The organism is Bradyrhizobium sp. SZCCHNR1017 (assembly GCF_032381375.1).
GTDB lineage: Bacteria > Pseudomonadota > Alphaproteobacteria > Rhizobiales > Xanthobacteraceae > Bradyrhizobium.
In genome coordinates, this window is the sequence record NZ_JAUHIR010000007.1 from 194,816 (window position 1) to 214,472 (window position 19,657).

Genomic DNA, 19,657 nt, shown 5'->3' on the forward strand with positions numbered 1-19,657 from the left:
TCGGATAAGCTTAAAAGGCCGGCGCGAATCACAACGCGGTGTTCATCCTATTTCCTAACATAACGTTGATTGGTCATCGGCATAGTTGCAAGCGGGATGGGTTGGGAATTGACTCGATGGCCATGAGGAGGCTGCCATGAGTTCCGATTTCAGCGTAAGACCGGTAGGGACGCCTGCGTCCGTTCCGATAATTCCGCCGTCGAGCCAGGCGGTGGTGAGCGCTGTTCCGACGGACCTTCCTCCCAGCCAGACCGTGACCGCGGCCGAGCCCGGCGTCCCCGTGCGCAACGACATCCCGGTCAACATCGCAAACGATCTGTCCGTGTCACGCCAAGCCTATTACGATCGCGCCGCTGCCGCTCTGGTGTTCCAGGTGGTCAACCGCAAGACCGACCAGGTCGTGACCCAATATCCAGATGAGGCCGTGCTGCGCCGCCGGGCCTACTTCAACACGCTCGACCTGCAGAAGGATATGCAGAGGGCCGACGTGCCGCGCGTCGTGGCGACCGATCGCACTGCCTGAGCCCCCGCGGAACCGGGCCGCTTCATTCCGCCGCCCGCACGCCGCCCCACCGGGCGGCGTTGCCGTATCGAGCCGCGCAGCTTTGGCGGATCAACGGCTCCGTATCGCGTAGGCGGTGTCGAGATAGGTCTGGCCCGAGGCGGCGTCGGTGACCACGTTCTTGATCTGGGCCTTGCCGTTGCCGGCCGGCGTGAACTTCGAATCGCCGATCCTGAACGCATGAGACCGGGAACGACTTCCCGTTGGCATGTCTTCCGCTCCAGCCGCCCGATATAGAGCGTCGGATAGACGGCCACGTATCTGCTGTTGCTTCGCGCCGTACTGCGCAGGTTCGACTTGTAGGACGCAGACAGGATGCTGGCGATATCGGTCACGACGACGCGCCTCCCGCCCTGCCCCCGACGGTCAGCTCCGCCCGGACAACCCCGCGGCGATGTGGCAGTTGATGTCGATCAGCGACTTGAGCTTCGCCGGATCCGGGTCCATCTGCATCTCGATCGTCTGCTTCATCACGAACACGCCGATATTTGCGATGTTCTGGCGGATGTCGAGCGGATTCGGATTGTCGTCCGCCTCCATCGCGCTCATGAAGATCGTCCACAAGCGACGATTGAAGAGCAGAGCCTTGTACATGTTGCGATCAGGGCCGTTCCAATTGGCCTGGACTTCCTGCAGCTGCCGTGCCGCTTTCAACAGAGCCTGAGCTTCGATCTCCCGTGGTGATGCCGTCGTCTGCGACGTGCGGGCATAGGCTTGAGCGGCATATGACATCAACTACTCCGGACTGACGCAGGGACACGACCAAACTGCTCAGGTTTTGTACTTTGTGTGCCTTTAAAATATGGTTAGCGGCCGTTAGCGGAATTTGTTTCGTAGCGTCACGGAGCACCGGAAATCGCTTTGTTTGGTGCACCTCTTAATTTCTTGCGAACGCGGTGATTCAAAATGTCCGGACGAAGCTCGTACGTTGTTCATCCCGCCCGAGCGGCGCGAACTACACGAACAACGGCGTTCTCACAGAGCTGACTCACTGCCCCGACATCGAACGGAGACCAGTGCCGGCACGCTCGGCATAGCCTAACGCAGAAGCGGCGGGCATGGCCCGCCGCTTCGATGAGATATTATTCCGGTACGTTCGCGCGTCAGCGCAGCAGCTGCAGCACGCTCGCCTGCGACTGATTGGCCAGCGCGAGCGCGGAGACCGCGATCGACTGGCGCGTCGACAGCGCCTGGCTGTTGGCCGCCTCCTCGTTGGTGTCGGCCAAGGTCAAGTTCGACGAGCCGGTCTGCAGCACGTTGATCAGGTTCTTGTTGAAGTCCTGACGGATCTGCACGATCGAGAGGTTCGAACCGAGCGACGACGCTTCAGAGCGGATCGCGGTCGATGCACTGTTCAAGGTCGTGAGCACCTTGTTGGCCGAGTTGCTGTCGAGGAAGTCGCTTCCGACCACCAGCGCCGACAGGCCGAGACCGGTGCTGTTGAAGGTCACGCCGGTGATGTTCAGCGTGGACCGTCCGGTCTCGTTGAACACCAACTTGAGCGTGTCGCCGTTGAGCAGGTTGATGCCGTTGAACGAGGCGTCTTGCGCCGTGGTGTTGATCTGCGCCAGGACGTTGTTGTACTGCGCGATCAGGCCGGCACGCGTCGTCTGAGAGTTGGTGTCGGCCACCGGGGTCGAGGCCGTCACGCCGTTGAAGGCCATGCTGGCCGCGGTCGAAGAGCCGGCGACCGCGCCGATCGTCGACGATGCCGCTTCGTTGGTGGTGAGGATCGTAAGCTGGCCCGTCGTGCTCAGGCTGGCCTGCAGGTTGTTGGCCGCGAGCGCCGTATTGAGCTGTGCCAGCGTCGAGATCTGCGAAGCACCTGTGCCGAACGTTATGTTCGTTGCGACGCCGCCCCCTGTCGAGGCAATTGTCAACGTCTGTCCTGTCAAGGCTGGCGGATTTCGTGTGGTCGTGCCGGCGGTCAATCCGAGCTTGGCCAGGGCCGTGCCCGATACTGTCAGATCCTGCGCCGTGCCTGTCGCCAGCTGGATCTTGCCCGCTGCCACCGTGGACGGCGTTGCGGTGGCTCCGGTCACCGAATCGATGGCAGCCAAGAGGTTGCTGACGGTGTCGCCGACGCCGATATTGGTACCGGCCGAGACCGAGCCGGCCACGAAGGTGAACACGACACCGTTGACCACGAGCGTATCGCCGGTGGTGACGCTGCTCGCCAGGTCGTTCGAGGTCGAGCTCGCCGTACCCGACAGCCTGGTGGATCCGGTGATTGCAACGGCCGAGCTGAGGTTGTCGTTGTTGACCGTGCTGCCGGTCACGAAATTGTTTGAGGAGCTGCCGAGCAGGTTGTTCGCCGTCGCCCCTGAGATGACCGCGGAGGTCACGCTCGACTTGGTAGTGTATCCCGTCGGCGCCTGAAGCACTTGGCTTGCGATCGATTTGGCGCTGTCGACAAGCTTCTGAAGTGAGGTGAGACCGGTATTCGCAGCCTGGAGAACCTGGACACCGTTGCCGATGCTGTCGAGCAGATTCGCAATGTCGCTCGCGCGGTTGTTGAGCGATTGCGAGGTGAAGAATTCGGTGGGGTTATCGAGCGCCGTGTTGACCTTGTTGCCGGTGGCCAGGTTGTTTTGAGTCGTGGCCAGCAGCGATGCGGTGTTTTGCAGCGCCAGCAGGTTTTGGCGAACCGAAGCCGAGAGAACGATACCGGACATGTGTGTGAAACCTTCCTAGTTATTCACCAGGGGGTTCTAGTCCACCCACTTTTAAAACATGGTTAATGGCACTTTAAATTTCTTGCTTAACGACTGGTTGCGATCCTTGGCTCCACTCGCGTCCGGTTCCAGACCAGTATTGATACGGGCCGGACGGCCAAACCAGGCGAAAAAAAGCGGCGGGGTTTCCCCCGCCGCCCTGGTCGTCGAGATGCGATGCTTGTGGATCAGCGCAGCAGCTGCAGCACGCTCGCCTGCGACTGGTTGGCGAGCGACAGCGCGGACACCGCGATCGACTGGCGGGTCGACAGCGCCTGGCTGTTGGCCGCTTCCTCGTTGGTGTCGGCCAGCGTCAGGTTCGACGAGCCGGTCTGCAGCACGTTGATCAGGTTCTTGTTGAAGTCCTGACGGATCTGCACCACCGACAGGTTCGAACCCAGCGTGGAGGCTTCCGACCGCAGCGTCGAGCTCGCCGAGTTCAACAGGGTGATCACCTTGTTCGCCGAGTTGTTGTCGAGGAAGTCGGTGCCCGAGGTGAGGTTCGACAGGCCAAGACCGCCAGTGTTGAAGGTCACACCGGTGATCGAGAGCGTCGACTTGCCGTTCTCGTTGAAGGTCAGCTTCAGCGTATCGCCGTTCAGCAGGTTGACACCGTTGAACGAGGCGTCGGCCGCGGTCGTGTTGATCTGCGCCAGCACGTTGTTGTACTGCGAGACCAGGCTCGCGCGCTGCGTCTGCGCGGTCGCATCCGCCACCGGCGCCGCCGCCGTCAGACCGTTGAAGGCCTGGCTGGATGCAGCCGACGTACCGCCGATCGCACCTATCGTGGCCGAAGCCGCGTCGTTGGTCGTGGTGATCGAGATCTTGCCGGTGGTATCGATCGAGGCTTGCAGGTTGTTCGCCGCGAGCTTGGTGTTGAGATCGTTCAGCGACTTGACCTGCCCTGTCCCTAGACCGAACGTGACACTCGTCGCCGTGCCACCTCCTGTGGCGCCGATCGTCAAGGTCTGACCTGACAAGCCGTCGCCGACAGCAGTCAGCCCGAGCTTGCCCAAGGTGCCGGTGCTGCCCGAGAGCGTCAATCCCGCCGCCGGCGGCGTCAGGGTGATCGCACCCGCGGTGATCGACGCGGTCACGCCGGTCTGGGTCTGGATCGCCGACAGCAGGTTGCTGACGCTGTCGCCGATGCCGATGTTGGTGCCCGTCGAGGACGTGCCGGTGATGAAGGTGAAGGTGGTGCCGTTGACGACCAGCGTCTCACCGGAGGTGATGCCGGAGGCGAGGTTGTTCGACGCGGTGCCCGCCGTGCCCGACAGCTTGGTCGAACCGGTGATCGCCACCGCGCTCGAGGTATTGTCGTTGTTCACGACCGAGCCGGTCACAGCCGTCGAGCTGGAGCCGAGCAGGTCGGTGGCGGTCGCCCCGGTCAGAGCCGCCGAGGTCACGCTGGACTTGGTCGAGTAGCCCACGGAGCTCTGCAGCACCTGGTTGGCGATCGACTTGGCGCTGTCGACGAGCTTCTGCAACGAGGTGATGCCGGTGTTGGCGGCCTGCAGCACCTGCACGCCGTTGCCGATACCGTCGAGCAGATTGGAGATGTCGGAAGCGCGGTTGTCGAGACCCTGGGCGGTGAAGAAGTTGGTCGGATTGTCGAGCGCCGAGTTGACCTTCTTGCCCGTGGAGAGATTGTTCTGGGTGGTGGCGAGGAGCTGAGCCGTCGACTGAAGCGAGAGCAGATTCTGACGCACCGACGCCGAGAGAACAATACCTGACATTTTCATACCCTTCTGGTGTGAAACAAACGGCCCGATCCATTCAGGATCAAGGCGAAGCCCGTCGGTGACTGCACCACCGGGCGACGGGCGTTAAGGTAAATGCGAGCGGCTAACAAACAGTGAAGTCACGACCGCTCGCGGTCCCCGATGCGTGGCATCGGCACGGCCGCGCATCGGCGATTCGCCGCGGATCACCTTGAAAACACCGCATATTCGCCAGGCGGGCGCGGCCGTTTACCGTCCGTTAACCATGATCGGAAAGGATTGCTGCGCACCGACCGATCGAGCGCGCAGACTCCCCGCGCGATCTAGACTGGCAGCTGGACCCGTCATCGGCCTCGACGCAGCAGGTTCGGCGCCACGCCGATTGCGGCAACGGAGAATGAGAATGGCCCTGAAAGTCGAACTGAAGCCGCATGAGCGCATCATCATCGGCTCCTGCGTGATCACCAACACCGATCAGCGCGCGCGCCTCCTGATCGACGGCGAGAACATTCCGATCCTGCGCGAGAAGGACATCCTGACGCCGGAGACGGCCGACACGCCGGCCAAGCTCGTCTATCTTGCGGTCCAGCTGATGTACATCTCGCCGGGGGCAGACGCGGATCACGGCACCTATTTCAACCTGCTGCGCGACATCATCACCACGGTGCCGAGCGCCTGGCCGATTATCGAGGCGATCAACGGTCATATCCTCAACGGCGATCTCTACCAGGCGCTGAAGGAAGCCAAGAAGCTCGTCGCCTACGAGAAGAAGCTGATCGAGCAGGCTGAAGCCGAACAGCAGGACAAGCCGGTGAGCTCGGCGGCCTGAGCTTTCGTCTCCTCACCCGACATCGAAAGGCCCGGCTCGCCAGTCGCGAGGCCGGGCTTTCCGATTTTTGCGCGCTCGCCAAGCTACGCCGCAGCAATGTCGGACCTTTCCTCCGATAAAAAAGCGGCGGGGTTTCCCCCGCCGCCTTGATCGTCGAGATGCGATGCTTGTGGATCAGCGCAGCAGCTGCAGCACGCTCGCCTGCGACTGGTTGGCGAGCGACAGCGCGGACACCGCGATCGACTGGCGGGTCGACAGCGCCTGGCTGTTGGCCGCTTCCTCGTTGGTGTCGGCCAGCGTCAGATTCGACGAGCCGGTCTGCAGCACGTTGATCAGGTTCTTGTTGAAGTCCTGACGAACCTGCACCACCGACAGGTTCGAACCCAGCGTCGAGGCCTCGTTGCGCAGCGTGGAGCTGGCAGTGGTGAGCACGCCGATGACCTTGTTCGCCGAGTTGTTGTCGAGGAAGTCGGTGCCCGAGGTCAGGGTCGTCAGCCCGAGCCCCGCGGAGTTGAAGGTCACGCCGGTGATCGACAGCGTCGACTTGCCGTTTTCGTTGAAGGTCAGCTTCAGCGTATCGCCGTTCAGCAGGTTGACACCGTTGAACGACGCATCGCTCGCAGTCGTATTGATCTGCGCCAGCACGTTGTTGTACTGCGAGACCAGGCTCGCGCGCTGCGTCTGCGCGGTCACATCCGCCACCGGAGCCGCCGCCGTCAGACCGTTGAAGGCCTGGCTAGATGCAGCCGACGTACCGCCGATCGCGCCGATCGTGGCCGACGCCGCGTCGTTGGTCGTGCTGAGGGTGATCTTGCCGGTCGACGAATCGATCGAGGCCTGCAGGTTGTTGGCTGCGAGCTTCGCGTTGAGATCGTTCAGCGACTTGACCTGTCCTGTCCCTAGACCGAACGTGATGCTTGTCGCCGTGCCACCTCCTGTGGCGCCGACCGTCAAGGTCTGACCTGACAAGCCGTCGCCGACAGCAGTCAGCCCGAGCTTGCCCAAGGTGCCGGTGCTGCCCGAGAGCGTCAATCCCGCCGCCGGCGGCGTCAGGGTGATCGCACCCGCGGTGATCGACGCGGTCACGCCGGTCTGGGTCTGGATCGCCGACAGCAGGTTGCTGACGCTGTCGCCGATGCCGATGTTGGTGCCCGTCGAGGACGTGCCGGTGATGAAGGTGAAGGTGGTGCCGTTGACGACCAGCGTCTCACCGGAGGTGATGCCGGAGGCGAGGTTGTTCGACGCGGTGCCCGCCGTGCCCGACAGCTTGGTCGAACCGGTGATCGCCACCGCGCTCGAGGTATTGTCGTTGTTCACGACCGAGCCGGTCACAGCCGTCGAGCTGGAGCCGAGCAGGTCGGTGGCGGTCGCACCGGTCAGAGCCGCCGAGGTCACGCTCGACTTGGTGGAGTAGCCCACCGCGCTCTGCAGCACCTGGTTGGCGATCGACTTGGCGCTGTCGACGAGCTTCTGCAGCGAGGTGATGCCGGTGTTGGCGGCCTGCAGCACCTGCACGCCGTTGCCGATGCCGTCGAGCAGATTGGAGATGTCGGAAGCGCGGTTGTCGAGACCCTGGGCGGTGAAGAAGTTGGTCGGATTGTCGAGCGCCGAGTTGACCTTCTTGCCCGTGGAGAGATTGTTCTGGGTGGTGGCGAGGAGCTGAGCTGTCGACTGAAGCGACAGCAGATTCTGGCGCACCGACGCCGAGAGGACTATACCTGACATTTTCATACCCTTCTGGTGTGAAATAAACCCCGATCCCTTCGAGATCAGGGTGCAGCCCAGGTCGATTTGAACGACCCCGGACGACGGGCGTCACGGTGAATGGCAGTGGCTAACAAACGCTGAAGGGTTGTGGTGCGCAGCCGCCTCAATCAGCGGAACAGGCGCATCGGCGCTGCTGATTGCCGCGTCATCGCGCAAGAACGCCCTTTGAAAAGGCTCGTTGATTCAACAAACGCGCCCGTCGTTCACAACGCGTCAACCACCTTTGGAAAGGTTTCGACGCGCGGCGACATTCTGCCGGCGGTCGTCATCGACCAGCGGACGACGCCGAGATGCGGTTTGCGCTCAGAGCGCCAGCGGCGGCGCATCGACCTCGATCAACGGCGTGAGACCGGCCGCGCGCTGGCGGCCGAACATGAGGACCGCCGCAATCAGCCGGCCGATGTCGCTCGTCCCGGTACGATGATTGACGATCGCGGCACGGATCGCCAGCCGTCCGTCGAGCATCGTGGTCGACGGCGCGGCGAGGCCGGATTCGTGGATGTCGGCGACGATCTCGCCGTTGAGCGCATCGGCATCGTCGGCACGATAGCGGAAGCAGACGATGTTGAGATTGACCGGCGCCAGCAGCTCGAGCTCGGGCTCGGCGCGCACCCGCGCCTCGAGATGGCGCGCGAGCTCGCAGCTTCGCGCGATCACGGCGCCGAGCGCATCCGTGCCGAACGTCCTCAGCGTGAACCATGTCTTCAGCGCCCGGAAGCCGCGCGACAGATCAGGACCGAGATCGCAGGGCCACTCGGCACCCGCCGCGAGACCACGGGTTTCCCGGCGCAGATAGGCGGCCGGCGAGGCGAAGGCGTCGCGATGCTTGGTGCCATCGCGCACCAGCAGGAAGCCCGCATCATAGGGCACCTGCCCCCATTTGTGAAAATCCAGCGCAATCGAATCCGCCTGCTCGATGCCGGCGAGCTTCGGTGCGAGCTCCGCTGACAGCATCGCGAGCGCACCGAAGGCGCCGTCGACGTGAAACCAGAGCCCCTCGGCACGGCAGAGCTCGGCAATATCAGCGAGGTCGTCGATGGCGCCGATATCGACGGTGCCCGCCGAGGCGACGACGAGAAACGGATGCAGTCCCGCGGCGCGATCGCGCGCGATCGCGGTCCGCAGCTCGCCGACGTCGATGCGATGTGCGGCATCCACCGCGATGCAGCCGAGCGCGTCGCTGCCCAGTCCGCAGATGTCCATCGCCTTGGCGATGCAGCCATGCGCCGCCTTCGACGTGTAGGCGCGCAAGCGCCGCCCCTCCTCACCGAGACCCGCCGAGCGAACCGCCGCGCCGAGCGCGTTGCGGCGAGCGACCAGCACCGCCATCAGATTGGCCATCGAGGTGCCGGTGACGAAGATGCCGCTGGCGCTTGCCGGAAAGCCGAACAACTGACGCGTCCAGTCGACGACCTGCCGCTCGACCTCGATCGGCGCGTGGTCGCGGCCGCCGAGATTGGCGTTCAATCCGGCAGCCAGCATCTCGGCGAGCATGCCGACCACGGTGCCGCCGCCATGCACCCAGCCCATGAATCCAGGATGCACGTTGCCGGTCGCGTAGGGAACGACGAGCTCGCTGAAATCGCGATAGACCTCGGCGAGATCGGTCGGCGCATGCGGCAGCGCGCTGCGGAAGCTCTGCCGTGTCGCCGGCGACATCGGCTGCCACACCGGCCGGTCGCGGATATCGGCGACATAGTCGATCATGTCATCGAGCATGCGATGACCGAGCGCGCGCATCTCGTCCCAATGTTGCGGATCGAGCGTCTCCGCCGTCCGCGACGCAGGATCGATGCGCAGCCCGACGGTCACGCCGCCTGCTCCGCCCGCGACGTGGCGCGCTTCTCGATCATGGCCGCGAAGGCCGCGAAGATCTTCTGCATCTGCGGCGGCTTGTAGGGGAAGACCTCCGGCGAATCCATGTTGTGGACGACGGCCGTATTGTCGGCCTCGAACACCAGCAGCGTGCCGTCCCTGGTCTCGGCGCAGTCGATGATGAAATAGTCGAGACCGACGCGCGCGGCGATCGCATCGAGCACGCTGCGATGACGGCGGCCGAAGCCGATGTCGAAGGTCTGCATGAAGGTCGCCTCTTCGAGGCGCTTGCTCTCGCTGCCGGCCATGTTGGCGTTGAGGTACCAGATGTCCCAGCGTCGCGCGATCGCCATGTGGCAGGCGTAGGCCGTGCCGTCGACGAACACGATGCGGTACTTGCGGAACTGACCGTCCTCGCTGGCATAGTCGACGAAGCGCGAGACGAAGAACTCCTGCTCGCTGCGCTCGTCGAGATAGAGCGACAGCTCGAGCGGCTCGTCGACCTTCTCCAGGCCGACGCCGGCATGCGAACCGCGCGGCCGCACGATGACCGGGAAGACGAGCGAGTGGTCGACGTCCGTGATCCATTCGCGCTCGTCGGCGATCCCGATCAGGCGCTCGCGGTCGACGGGAATGGTCGCCGGAATGGTGAGCCCGTCGATGCCGGCGAGCCGCGCATGCAGCTTGTCGCGATCGAGATGCCAGATCCGCTCCGGCGGATTCAGCAGCGGACGCGGCCAGCGCGCCGCGACGGCATCGATCTCGCGCAGCGCGTGCTGACAATCCTCGGAATCGGACGCGATGACGATGGCGACGTCATGAGCGGGCAAAGGCGCCAGCAGGTCCGCGCCCGGAACGACATAGAGCAGCAGCAGCTCGAAGTCGGTGTCCTCGAGCAGGAATTCGATCGGCGTGTTGCTGCCCATGTCGGTGGCCGCCGCGAGCGCGAGCACGCGCAGCCGCGGCGTCGCGCTGTTGCAGGCAACGCGGTAGAGCTGCTGCGACTGCAGAACGTCGTGCTGGATCGCGAGCCCGGACGATTTCTCGCCGATGAGCTGCGCGATCAGCGCGAGATCGAGCCCCTCGCCCGGCTCCGCGCGGCCGTCGAGCAGCTTGGCGAGCAAGGCGGCCCACATCGGTTTCAGGTCCTGGCCGTCGAAGGCGGCCTTGGCGAGCTTGGCCATGCCGATCCGGTCGGCACATCCTGCGTCGGTGGCGTCGGCCAGCGCGAGCAAATCAGTCGGCATTGCAGATGTCCCTGAGATCCTGGCTGCTCAGATCCGATACGAGCAGCTCTGTTTTGGCAACGATGTCGGCGACGCGGTCGATGTCGGATTCGAGATTGACCCGGGCCGCGGTGACGTCGTCGCACCATGCGTCTGTCACCTGGCGCGCGCCGATGCACAGCCGCAGCGCGGCCGACGGCGCCTCGCCCGCGCGTTCAATCCGCACCGGCTGGCCGATCAGGCACTGGCGCGCGGCAATCTCGGCTGCGCGTCCAGTGAAGCGGCTGCCGAGATCGCGCTGCAGCGCGCGATACACCGCCTGCGTCTCACCGAGGCCGAGCGGGCCGCCGTCACGCTGGAGCGCGAACGGGAAGATGGTGGGAAAGCCGAACTCGCCATCGCTCCCATCCGGCGCAGGCGCGCGGGCGGCGATCGGACGCAGCACCGGCGACAGCATCAGCAGGCTTTCGATGGACTCGCCGAGCTGCCGGATCGCCATCCGGCGGAACGTCTCGGGCACGGCGTGATACGCGGCGATCTCCTCCAGCGCGGCCTCCCAGCGCAGCCACTGGCCGATATTGGCGCGCGGCGCCGTGCGCGCGCGCAGATCCGTCCAGGCGAGCGGCCAATCGCTGCGATTGACATAGTCGAACAGGCCGGGCGCGATCGGATGTCCGCGGCGCAGCGCAGCCGATGCGGCCGCGGGCACCAGCAGCGCGCCGCTGAAGGCGGGGCCGCCGAAGAACTTCGAGCCCGTGACGAGCACCAGATGGCCGCGTTCGAGATGATCGCGCAGCCGCGCCGCGCCGAGCCGCATCTGGCAGGCATCGACGACAACCTGCACGCGCCCCGGCCAGCGCCGCGCCACCTCGTCCAGGCAGGCCATGTCCGGCGCGCGCCAGCCGAGCTTGGAGGAATCCATGACCTGCAGCAGGACGCCACGGCCCCTTCGCACCAGCGCCTCGACGCTGTCGAGCACCTCGGCATCGATAGCAACGCGCGGCTGCATCGATGCGCCTTCGAGCAGCGGCAGCGACACGGCGTCGCCCGAGAGCCCCTCGATCGGCGTGTTCGTCCGCACCGCCAGACCGTTCGCCGTCCGCGTGCTGAAATGGTGTCCCCGGGCGCTCGCGGCGGTGCCGCTTCCGGTCTGGTCGCTGCCGACGACGATGCTCGTGACGGCCTCGCCCAGCACCGCCCGCACCAGCGCCAGCGCATGCAGTTGCGAGTCGGTGCCGGACGGCGAGAACACGATGTCGATCTCGTCGGCAAGGCCGAGATATCCGCGCAATTCGCAGCGCATCTCCTCGGTGCGCCGGTCGAGCGCGGCGTCGAGGCCGAGCGAGATCGCCGCATGCATCAGCTGCTCGCGCGCCAGCTCGACGCGCGCATAGGCGCGTTCTGAAATCGGCGAAGCCGTGCTCGATGCGAAGCACAGCACATCGGGTTCGGGCGACGGACCGCAGCCATAGACGTTGCGGCCCCAGGGGCGATCGAGCGCCAGGCGGGTATCGCCGCCATCGATCAGGAGATCGCCGAGCAAGGCAAAGAGATCGCGCAGTCCGGTCGCGGCGCCCTGCTCGCGCCGGTCGATCCGGGATGACTGGGATATCTGCGACCGGGTTACCGCCGGGGTCATCGCGCGGATCGTCAGGCTGCGTCGGCCGCGGCGGCGGTGGGAACCGCCACCGCCGACGCGAATTGCGAGGCGACATTGCCGTGAAACACGGACGGACCGACGTGATCGAGCCGGCTGTCGAGATCGGCCCAGATCTCGCCGCCGAGATCGGTCCATCGCCTGCAGAACGCGAAATCCTCGCTGAGATAGGTCCCGGTCGCCGGGTCGATCATGCATTCGAACAGCGCGAAGCGGTTCGGACTGCCGGCCAGCGCATCCTGCGAATGCTCGCGGAAGAACTGCAGCGGGGCGTAGGCCGGATGCGCGATCATCGTCTCGATGACGCGGCGGCGGACCATCAGGAAGCCGGTGCCGGCATAGCGCACGCGGGTGAAGCCGTTGACCACCGCAACGTGGTCCGGATTGTCGATCTCCAGCACGTAGTCGAGCGATGCCGCCGGCACGTCCATGCGGTTGGAATTGATGGCGCGGCGCGCCTTGTTCCAGTTGACCTTCTTGACCGGATAGACGCCGGCGACCATGTCGCCGCCGGACGCGATCAGCCGGAACACCTGCTTCGGCGTGAAGCCGATGTCGGCATCGACGAAGAGCAGATGCGTAGCCGAGGGATCGTTGAGGAACAGGGTGACGAGATTGGCCCTGGCACGGGTGATCAGCGCATCGCCGTCGCGCATGTGGACGGTGAGGTCGACGTTGGACGCGGCGCGCAACTCGCGCTGCAGGGCGAAGATCGAGCTCGCATAGATGCTCGACACCTGGCCGCCGAAGCATGGTGTCGCGACCACCAGATGAATGCGCTCGTCGGTTCCGTCACTCACGTCCGCCTCCAGACAAAGAGGCTCTCGCCCCAGATCTGAACAAAAGCTAAAGAGACGTGGTTAACGAAAACCTAACCGCCGCCCCCGGGGCGCTACAGATATTTCACCAGCGTCAGCTGGGCCAGCATCGCCGTCGTCTGGTAGGACGCCTGGAGGTTGGTCTGCAGCTGCAGGATCTGGCTCGCCACCTCCTGCTGCGAGATGCCCTCGGTCTGGTCGACCATGGACTGCATCGCCGCCTTGGCCTGGGTCTGGCGCGCCGTGGCGTCCTTCATCGTGGTCTGGGCGTTGGCGAACTCGGTCTGGATATCCGAGATCGCCTGCTGGCCGAGCTGCGGCGTCAGGTTGGCGGCGATGCGCTGGCTGAGCGCACCGATCTGCTGCGGAGCATTTGCTCCCGCTGGCGGCGTGTTGACGGCGGCATAGACCGCGGTCTGCTGCACGAGGTTACGGATCGCGAACTCGTTGCCCTGGGCGCCGAACTGAATGCTCTGCGCCGTGTCGATCCGGATGGTCGCGCTCGACCGCGCCGAGCCGGGACCGCTGTTGCCGGTGTACCAGGCGACGGTGTTGGCCGAACCGTTGACGAGGCTGGTCGCCAACCCCAGCGGCGAGCCGGAGACGCGCAACGGCGGCGTCGGCGCCGTCACGGTGCCGGAGAAGCCGAGCGCCCCGAACGCACCCGCGTTCGAGCTCGACACCGAGAAGCCGGCGGCGTCGTTGGTGCGCAAGGTGATCACGCCGCCGCTGACCGTCGACGGCGTCGACGTGCCGCTGAGCGTATCGATCTTCGACAGCAGCGTCTGCACGCTGTCGCCGACATTGATCTGGTTGTTGCCGTTGGCGCCGGAGGCGACGAAGGTCAGCGTCTGCCCATTGACCGTGATGGTGTCGCCGGTCGCAAAGCTGGTCGCGATCGAGTCGGAGCCCGCCCCGCCCGACAGCAGCGTCGCTCCCGTGATCGGCGCCGGCGTTGCGAGCTTGTTGTTGACCACCGTTCCCGACACGGAGCTCGCCGTGTTGAAGAAGTTGTCACCGGCGACGACCGCCGAGGCGGCGGTCAGCGAGGTGTTGGCCAGCGTCGACAGCGCCGTGTTGAGCGCCGCATTGAGATTGGCGGAGGTGGCCGCTGGCGTCGCACCGATGGCGAACGTATTGGTCGGCGCCGGCGTCGTGGTGGACGCCGTCAGCTTGATCGATTCCGAGGTGCCGTCGGGCAGCTTGAAGGTGAAGCTGATCTGGTCGCCCGCATTCGGATTGCCGGCGGTGAGATCGACCGAGATGCCCGCGGGCGAGCCGGACGGTCCGGTCACCGTGGCATTGGTCAGCGACGAGGTGACGCCGCTCAGCTTGAAGCCGAACGGCGAGCCGGCGACGTCCTCCGCCAGCGTGATCGGCATCGTGGCCGACGCCGACAGGTTCAGACGCCCGAGACCGTTGAGCCCGAGATCGGCCTGCTGCCGCTCGGCGATGACCTGCTTCAGGCCGGCCTGCGTCGTGGTGCCGTTCAGGATGTCGTCGGCCGATGCGATCGCCGGCCGGTCGGTGGCGCTGCCGGAGAAGATGTAGCGATCGCCGACCTGGGTGTTGAGGATGCCGGTGATGGCCGACAGGTTGGACAGCGCCGTCAATTGTCCCGTGGTCTGGCCGGTGCTGGTCAGGTTCTGCGGCGTCGCCGAGGCGCCACTCTGGACCTGGTCATGAATCTTGGACAGCGACTGCAGCGAGGTATTGACCGCGCCGATCACGGTATTGACGTGGGTCATCGTCAGCGTGAAGGCCGAGATGTTCGAGAGCTGCGCCCGCGCCGCGATCGCGAAGCCCTCGTCGGGGCCCATGCCGGCGTAGTTGTTCGCCTTGACGCCGCTCGAGAGCTGCGTGGAAAGGTCCGCGAGCTGGTTCGAGATGTTCCGCACGGACAGGCCGAGCAGAGAATTTCCGTAGTTGACACTGCTGATCGACATCTTACACGCGCCTCACTAAAATGCCTGGAGCAGGCTCTGCATCATGCTTTGCACGACCGACATGATATGGGCGTTGGCCGCATAGGTGTTCTGGACCTGGATCAGGTTGGACATCTCGCTGTCCATGTTGACCCCCGCCGTGCCCTGGAACTTCTCCTTCAGCGTGCTGACCACGACGGCCTGGCCCTGGCTGAGCTGGGTCGCCAGCGTCGAGGCACTGCCCTGCTGGCTGACGAACTGCTGCAGATAGCCGGACACCGTGCCCTGGAATGGCTGCGCCGCCGAGCCGAGGCCGGTGGTTGGCGAGTAGCTGAAGGTCGCCGAGGTGAGCTGCGCGAACAGGAAGTCCGGTCGCGTCGCGTCGCCGGCCGCGGTCTGCGGCGAGGTCGAGTAGGTCGACAGCTTGGTCGGATCGTTCAGCAATGCCGGGTTGACGTTGAGCCTTCCCGCGAGCCCCGTCATCTGCGAGCCGGTCGAGGTGATTGCGCCGGTGTAGAGCGCGCCGCCGTCAGTGAAAACCGGCAGTTGGGCGTTGCCGCTGGCGAGCGTCTGCACCGTGGTGGTGGCCGAGGCCGCCTTGACCGCCGCCTGGCTGGTGCCGTCATCGGTGATCCGCAGCGTGGTGCCGGAGGGATTGGAAAACTGCAGATGCGCGCCACCGAGCGCGCTGTTGAGCTGCGACACCACCGAGGCCATGCCGAGCGAGAAGTCGACGCCGACATAGGACGGGTTGGCGCCGGAGGCGTTCTTCAGCGGCAGCGCCGCGGGATCGTTGACGTTGACGATCTTGACCTGGCGCTGGACGTTGCTCGAATCCGTGTAGGTCAGGTTGATGGTGTTGCCCGCCAGCAGCCCGCTGGTCGAGACGTCGAAGCCGGCCGGAGGTCCCGCCACCGCGGTACCCGCCGTGGTCTTGTCGGACAGCGCCGAGGCCATCGTCGCCGCGAGCTGGTCGACCTGGGTCTGCGCCTGCACCAGGGTCTGGTCGCGCAGCTTGAGGTCGGCCGCGATCTGACCCGAGTTCAGGAGATTGTTCGACACGACGTCGAGCGACACGCCGTTCGACAGCTTGATGTTGAGCTGCCCGACGCCGGTCTTGGTCGGATCGCGGTTGTAGAGCGAGGTGGCGTCGAGCGTCCCCGGCGACGAGAAGGTGAACTCGGAGCTGAGGCCCGCGCCGACCAGCTGGATGCCCGAATTGGTGAATATGCTCGTGCCGTTGGTCGGGTCGGACACGACGCGGATGTCGACATATTTGGCAAGCGTGTTGATCGCGTTGTCGCGCTGGTCCTGCAGGGTCGCCGCCAGCGGGTCGGAGCTGTCGAGGCCCTGCAGCTGCGTGTTGAGCGTCGCGATCTGCTTGATCGCCGCGTTGGCCTGCGTGACCGAATTGCCGATGTCCTGCTCGACATTGGTGCGCAGGGTCTGGATGCCCTTGGTGGTCGCGTTGAGCTGCAGCGCCACGCCCTGCGCCGCCGACAGCGCCACCGACTGCGCCGACTGGTTGCTCGGATTGTTCGACAGCGACTGCAGCGCCGTGGTGAAATTGTTCAGCGCCGTCTCGAGCGTGCCGCTGCCGCCGGGCGTACCGTACACGGTCTGCAGCTGGCTCAGTATGTTGGCCATCTGATTGGCATAGGTCCCACCCGAGGTCTCGGTGCGGAGCTGGTTCTGGACGAACAAGTCGAGCTGACGGTTGACGCCCGTCGTCGTCACCGTCGAGCCGAAGCCGCCGCTGGCGACCTCGATCTGGTTCGGGTTCTGCGCGACGTAGCCGGGCGTGTTCGCGTTGGCGACGTTCGATGAGATGATCGAGAGCGCGGCCTGCGTCGAGCGCAGGCCGGACATCGCGGTGGCGAGGGCAGAACTCAAACCCATGTTCGGTAGCCTTATGTCAATTCAACTGCCACGTCTCAGCGCGATCAGCGCAGCACGTTCAGAAGATCCTGCACCATCGAATTGGCCGTCGTGATCACCTTGGTGTTGGCCGAATAGGCCTGCTGGGTCACGATCAGCTTGGTGAACTCGTCGGCGATGTCGGTGTTGGAGCCTTCCAGCGAGCCGCCCGAGATCTTGCCGGTCGCGCCGATGATGGCCTGGCCGGACTGGTCGGTCGCCTCGTAGGCGCCGCCGTCGAGCGCCTTCAGGTAGTTGGTGCCGTTGAAATGCGACAGCGTGACCTGCGCCAGGTTGATGGTCTGGCCGTTGGAGAAGGTGCCGGTGACGACGCCGCTGTTGTTGACGGCGACCGACTGCAGCTGGCCGGCGGCGAAGCCGTTCTGATTGATCTGGTTGATCGTCGCCGAGCCGATCGTGCTCGCATATTGCGTCAGCGCGCCCGAGGAGATGTTGAGGCTGACGGTGCCGAGCGTGGTGCCGTCGACAACGACGTTGGGAATGGAGATGTTGGAGGTCGTCGGCGACACCAGCGAGCCGTCGGAGGCGAACGTGAAATTGGTGCCGACGTTCTGCCAGGCCACGGTCGAGCCAGTGGCGCTGGAGTTGGTCTGGTAGAACAGGTTCCAGGTGTCCTTGTGGCCCGTGCCGAGCGTCGAGCTGTCGACCTTGCCCCAGCGCAGCTGCACGTTCACCGGCGTGCCCGACGAGTTGTAGGCCGTGACCGCGCCGCCCGAGATCGTCTCGTTGTTGAAGTTGGTGAGATCGTTGCCGATCACGATGCCGGTGCCGGGACTCGCCGTGCGCGTCAGTGCCACGGGTGACGTGAGGCCGAGCGCGGTGAAACCCGGGGAGGCACTGCTCAAGTTCCAGTCCTCGCCGCTGCCGGAATGCAGCGTGATCTTGCCGGCGGTGATGGTCGGCTGCACGCCGGTGACGGCCGCGATCTTCGCCAGCAGCGTGCCGACGGAGTCGCCGACATTGATCTGGGTACCCGAGGCGCCGGAGGCGACGAAGGTGAAGGTGACGACGTCGCCGGCGCTGCCGGTCATGGTGATGGTGTCGCCGGTGGTGAAATTGCTCGAGATCGAGTCGCCGCTGGCGCCGCTCAACAATGTCGAGGTCGTGATCTGCGCCGGCACCTTGTTCACGGCGGTGGCGCCGGTGACGGTGGAGTCGGCGTAGAAATTGGTGCCGACCGGCAGCGGCACGTTGGAGAGGTCGGCCGAGTTGAGGCCGCCGGCCGCGACCAGCGTGCCGGTCGCAGCGTTGCCGCTGGCGGCGGTCTTCGGCTGCGTCGGCAGGTTGGCCGCGTACTGGATTGCGGTGGTCGCCTGCGCCGGCACGAAATTGTTGGCGAATTGCAGCACGGTCGGCACGTTGCCGGTGGCGTTGCCGGTCTTCGGATCGACCGCAACGCCCATCAGGTAATAGCCGGCGCCGTTGATCAGGTTGCCGTTGGCGTTGAGCTGGAAGTCGCCGCGGCGGGTGTAGTTGGTGACGCCGGTGAAGACCGGCACGTTATCGACGACCGAGGAGGCCTTTTGCACGTTGAAGAAGCCGTCGCCGTTGATCGCCATGTTGGTGGCGACCGAGGACGTCGAGACCGTGCCCTGGGTGGTGATGGTGGCCTTGGCGAAGGCGGTGACGCCGCCGGCATTCTGGCGCGTCGGGTTGGTCGCGTTGGGAATGAGGTCTTCGAAGCTGGTGCCGATTCCCTTGTAGCCGACGGTCGACGCGTTCGCGATGTTACCGGAAATATTCTGCAGCGCGAATGATTGAGCGGACAGACCGCTCACCGAAGTGTTCATCGCGTCGAAGATACCCATACCAATCTCTCCACTGTGATGCCGGTGGCGGGTCGGCCCGCACCGCGTTTCGTGGAGAGCTGTCGCAATCGCTGTGCCAGATGCGAAAATGCTGTGAAATCAGCGTGTTGGAAAACAACAACGTAAAAAAACCGGCGTCAAAACTGGTGAACAATTGCCGAGCCGGCAGTTCTTGCCGGGCCGGACGCGCCAAATCGCGCTCCGGCACGGCCGCTCGTCACGGCTGCCGGCGCGTCCTGAAGACCCCCATCGAGCCTTGAACGGACGAGCCGGAATATCCGGGCGCAAATTCCTGTCAGGTCGACGACGGATTTGCCGGGTGGAACGTGAGCGAGAGCCCGTCCATGCAGTAGCGCAGGCCGGTCGGCTTGGGGCCGTCGTCGAACACGTGGCCGAGATGGCCGCCGCAGCGGCGGCAATGCACCTCGGTGCGGACCATGCCGTAGGTCTTGTCCTGGCGGGTCGCCACGGCATTGTCGAGCGGCTTGAAGAAGCTCGGCCAGCCGGTGCCGCTGTCGAACTTGGTGTCGGAGGAGAACAGCGGCAGGTCGCAGCCGGCGCAGGCGAAGGTGCCCTTGCGATGCTCCTTCAGCAGCGGGCTGGTCCAGGGCCGCTCGGTGCCCTCCTCGCGCAGGATCTCGTATTGCTGCGGCGTCAATTGCGCGCGCCACTCGGCCTCGGTCTTCTCGATCTCGAACTTCTCGGCGGCGCGGGCCGGCGCGGAACCGCCGAGCCAGCGCAGGGCGGCGAAGCCGAACAGTCCGGCGGCGGTGGTGAACATCATGCGGCGGTCGATCATGGAGGTCTCCGTGCGGCGATGGGTTACCGGATCTACGGACGGGATCCCGCGAAGTTACGTCGGGCGCGGGCGCGACGG

The 19,657-nt window shown here is 65.1% G+C and carries 15 protein-coding genes; 2 read left to right on the forward strand and 13 right to left on the reverse strand.

From position 1 onward, the window contains the following. The first annotated feature begins 136 nt into the window (after positions 1 to 136). Positions 137 to 523 (forward strand): hypothetical protein, encoded by a 387-nt coding sequence (locus tag QW863_RS19050; protein ID WP_315716001.1) that lies wholly within the window; start codon positions 137 to 139, stop codon positions 521 to 523. A gap of 90 nt (positions 524 to 613) precedes the next feature. On the opposite strand, the gene QW863_RS19055 is transcribed toward QW863_RS19050, so the two are convergent. The 4 genes from QW863_RS19055 to QW863_RS19070 form a co-directional block, all read right to left on the reverse strand. After that, positions 614 to 772: a hypothetical protein gene (locus QW863_RS19055; protein WP_315716000.1), complete on the reverse strand. Its 159-nt coding sequence runs from the start codon at positions 770 to 772 to the stop codon at positions 614 to 616. A gap of 156 nt (positions 773 to 928) precedes the next feature. Next, on the reverse strand, positions 929 to 1,294 hold the full coding sequence (gene flaF, locus QW863_RS19060) for a flagellar biosynthesis regulator FlaF (protein ID WP_315715999.1): 366 nt from the start codon (positions 1,292 to 1,294) through the stop codon (positions 929 to 931). Between the two features lie 371 nt (positions 1,295 to 1,665). Further along, positions 1,666 to 3,237, reverse strand: a complete 1,572-nt coding sequence (locus tag QW863_RS19065; protein ID WP_315715998.1) for a flagellin — start codon at positions 3,235 to 3,237, stop codon at positions 1,666 to 1,668. A gap of 227 nt (positions 3,238 to 3,464) precedes the next feature. Continuing rightward, on the reverse strand, positions 3,465 to 5,012 hold the full coding sequence (locus QW863_RS19070) for a flagellin (protein WP_315715997.1): 1,548 nt from the start codon (positions 5,010 to 5,012) through the stop codon (positions 3,465 to 3,467). 388 nt (positions 5,013 to 5,400) lie between these two features. On the opposite strand from QW863_RS19070, the gene flbT reads away from it, so the two are divergent. Then, complete coding sequence (gene flbT, locus QW863_RS19075; protein WP_315715996.1) at positions 5,401 to 5,826, forward strand: flagellar biosynthesis repressor FlbT; 426 nt, start codon at positions 5,401 to 5,403, stop codon at positions 5,824 to 5,826. Positions 5,827 to 6,000: 174 nt separating this feature from the next. Here flbT and QW863_RS19080 read toward each other — a convergent pair whose 3' ends face one another. The 9 genes from QW863_RS19080 to msrB all read right to left on the reverse strand — a co-directional run bounded on the left by QW863_RS19080 (position 6,001) and on the right by msrB (position 19,579). Next, positions 6,001 to 7,551 carry a flagellin gene (locus tag QW863_RS19080; RefSeq protein ID WP_315715995.1) on the reverse strand — a complete coding sequence of 517 codons (1,551 nt, stop codon included), beginning with the start codon at positions 7,549 to 7,551 and terminating at the stop codon, positions 6,001 to 6,003. Positions 7,552 to 7,896: 345 nt separating this feature from the next. Continuing rightward, the gene (locus QW863_RS19085; RefSeq protein WP_315713620.1) at positions 7,897 to 9,333 is read right to left on the reverse strand and encodes an aspartate aminotransferase family protein; all 1,437 of its coding nucleotides are present in this window, start codon (positions 9,331 to 9,333) and stop codon (positions 7,897 to 7,899) included. 68 nt (positions 9,334 to 9,401) lie between these two features. Continuing rightward, a complete protein-coding gene (locus QW863_RS19090) occupies positions 9,402 to 10,592 on the reverse strand; it encodes a hypothetical protein (protein WP_315713621.1) in 1,191 nt (396 codons plus the stop codon). Between the two features lie 52 nt (positions 10,593 to 10,644). Next, positions 10,645 to 12,273: a hypothetical protein gene (locus QW863_RS19095; RefSeq protein ID WP_315712666.1), complete on the reverse strand. Its 1,629-nt coding sequence runs from the start codon at positions 12,271 to 12,273 to the stop codon at positions 10,645 to 10,647. An 11-nt stretch (positions 12,274 to 12,284) separates the two neighbouring features. Then, positions 12,285 to 13,091 (reverse strand): hypothetical protein, encoded by an 807-nt coding sequence (locus QW863_RS19100; protein WP_315712667.1) that lies wholly within the window; start codon positions 13,089 to 13,091, stop codon positions 12,285 to 12,287. 92 nt (positions 13,092 to 13,183) lie between these two features. Beyond that, entirely contained in the window at positions 13,184 to 15,055 is a 1,872-nt protein-coding gene (locus QW863_RS19105) for a flagellar protein (RefSeq protein WP_315712668.1), read from the reverse strand. A 15-nt stretch (positions 15,056 to 15,070) separates the two neighbouring features. After that, positions 15,071 to 16,933: a flagellar hook-associated protein FlgK gene (flgK, locus tag QW863_RS19110; RefSeq protein ID WP_315768216.1), complete on the reverse strand. Its 1,863-nt coding sequence runs from the start codon at positions 16,931 to 16,933 to the stop codon at positions 15,071 to 15,073. Between the two features lie 44 nt (positions 16,934 to 16,977). Further along, the gene (locus tag QW863_RS19115) at positions 16,978 to 18,780 is read right to left on the reverse strand and encodes a flagellar hook-basal body complex protein (RefSeq protein ID WP_315712671.1); all 1,803 of its coding nucleotides are present in this window, start codon (positions 18,778 to 18,780) and stop codon (positions 16,978 to 16,980) included. 295 nt (positions 18,781 to 19,075) lie between these two features. Next, positions 19,076 to 19,579 carry a peptide-methionine (R)-S-oxide reductase MsrB gene (gene msrB, locus QW863_RS19120; RefSeq protein WP_315753155.1) on the reverse strand — a complete coding sequence of 168 codons (504 nt, stop codon included), beginning with the start codon at positions 19,577 to 19,579 and terminating at the stop codon, positions 19,076 to 19,078. Positions 19,580 to 19,657: the final 78 nt, after the last annotated feature.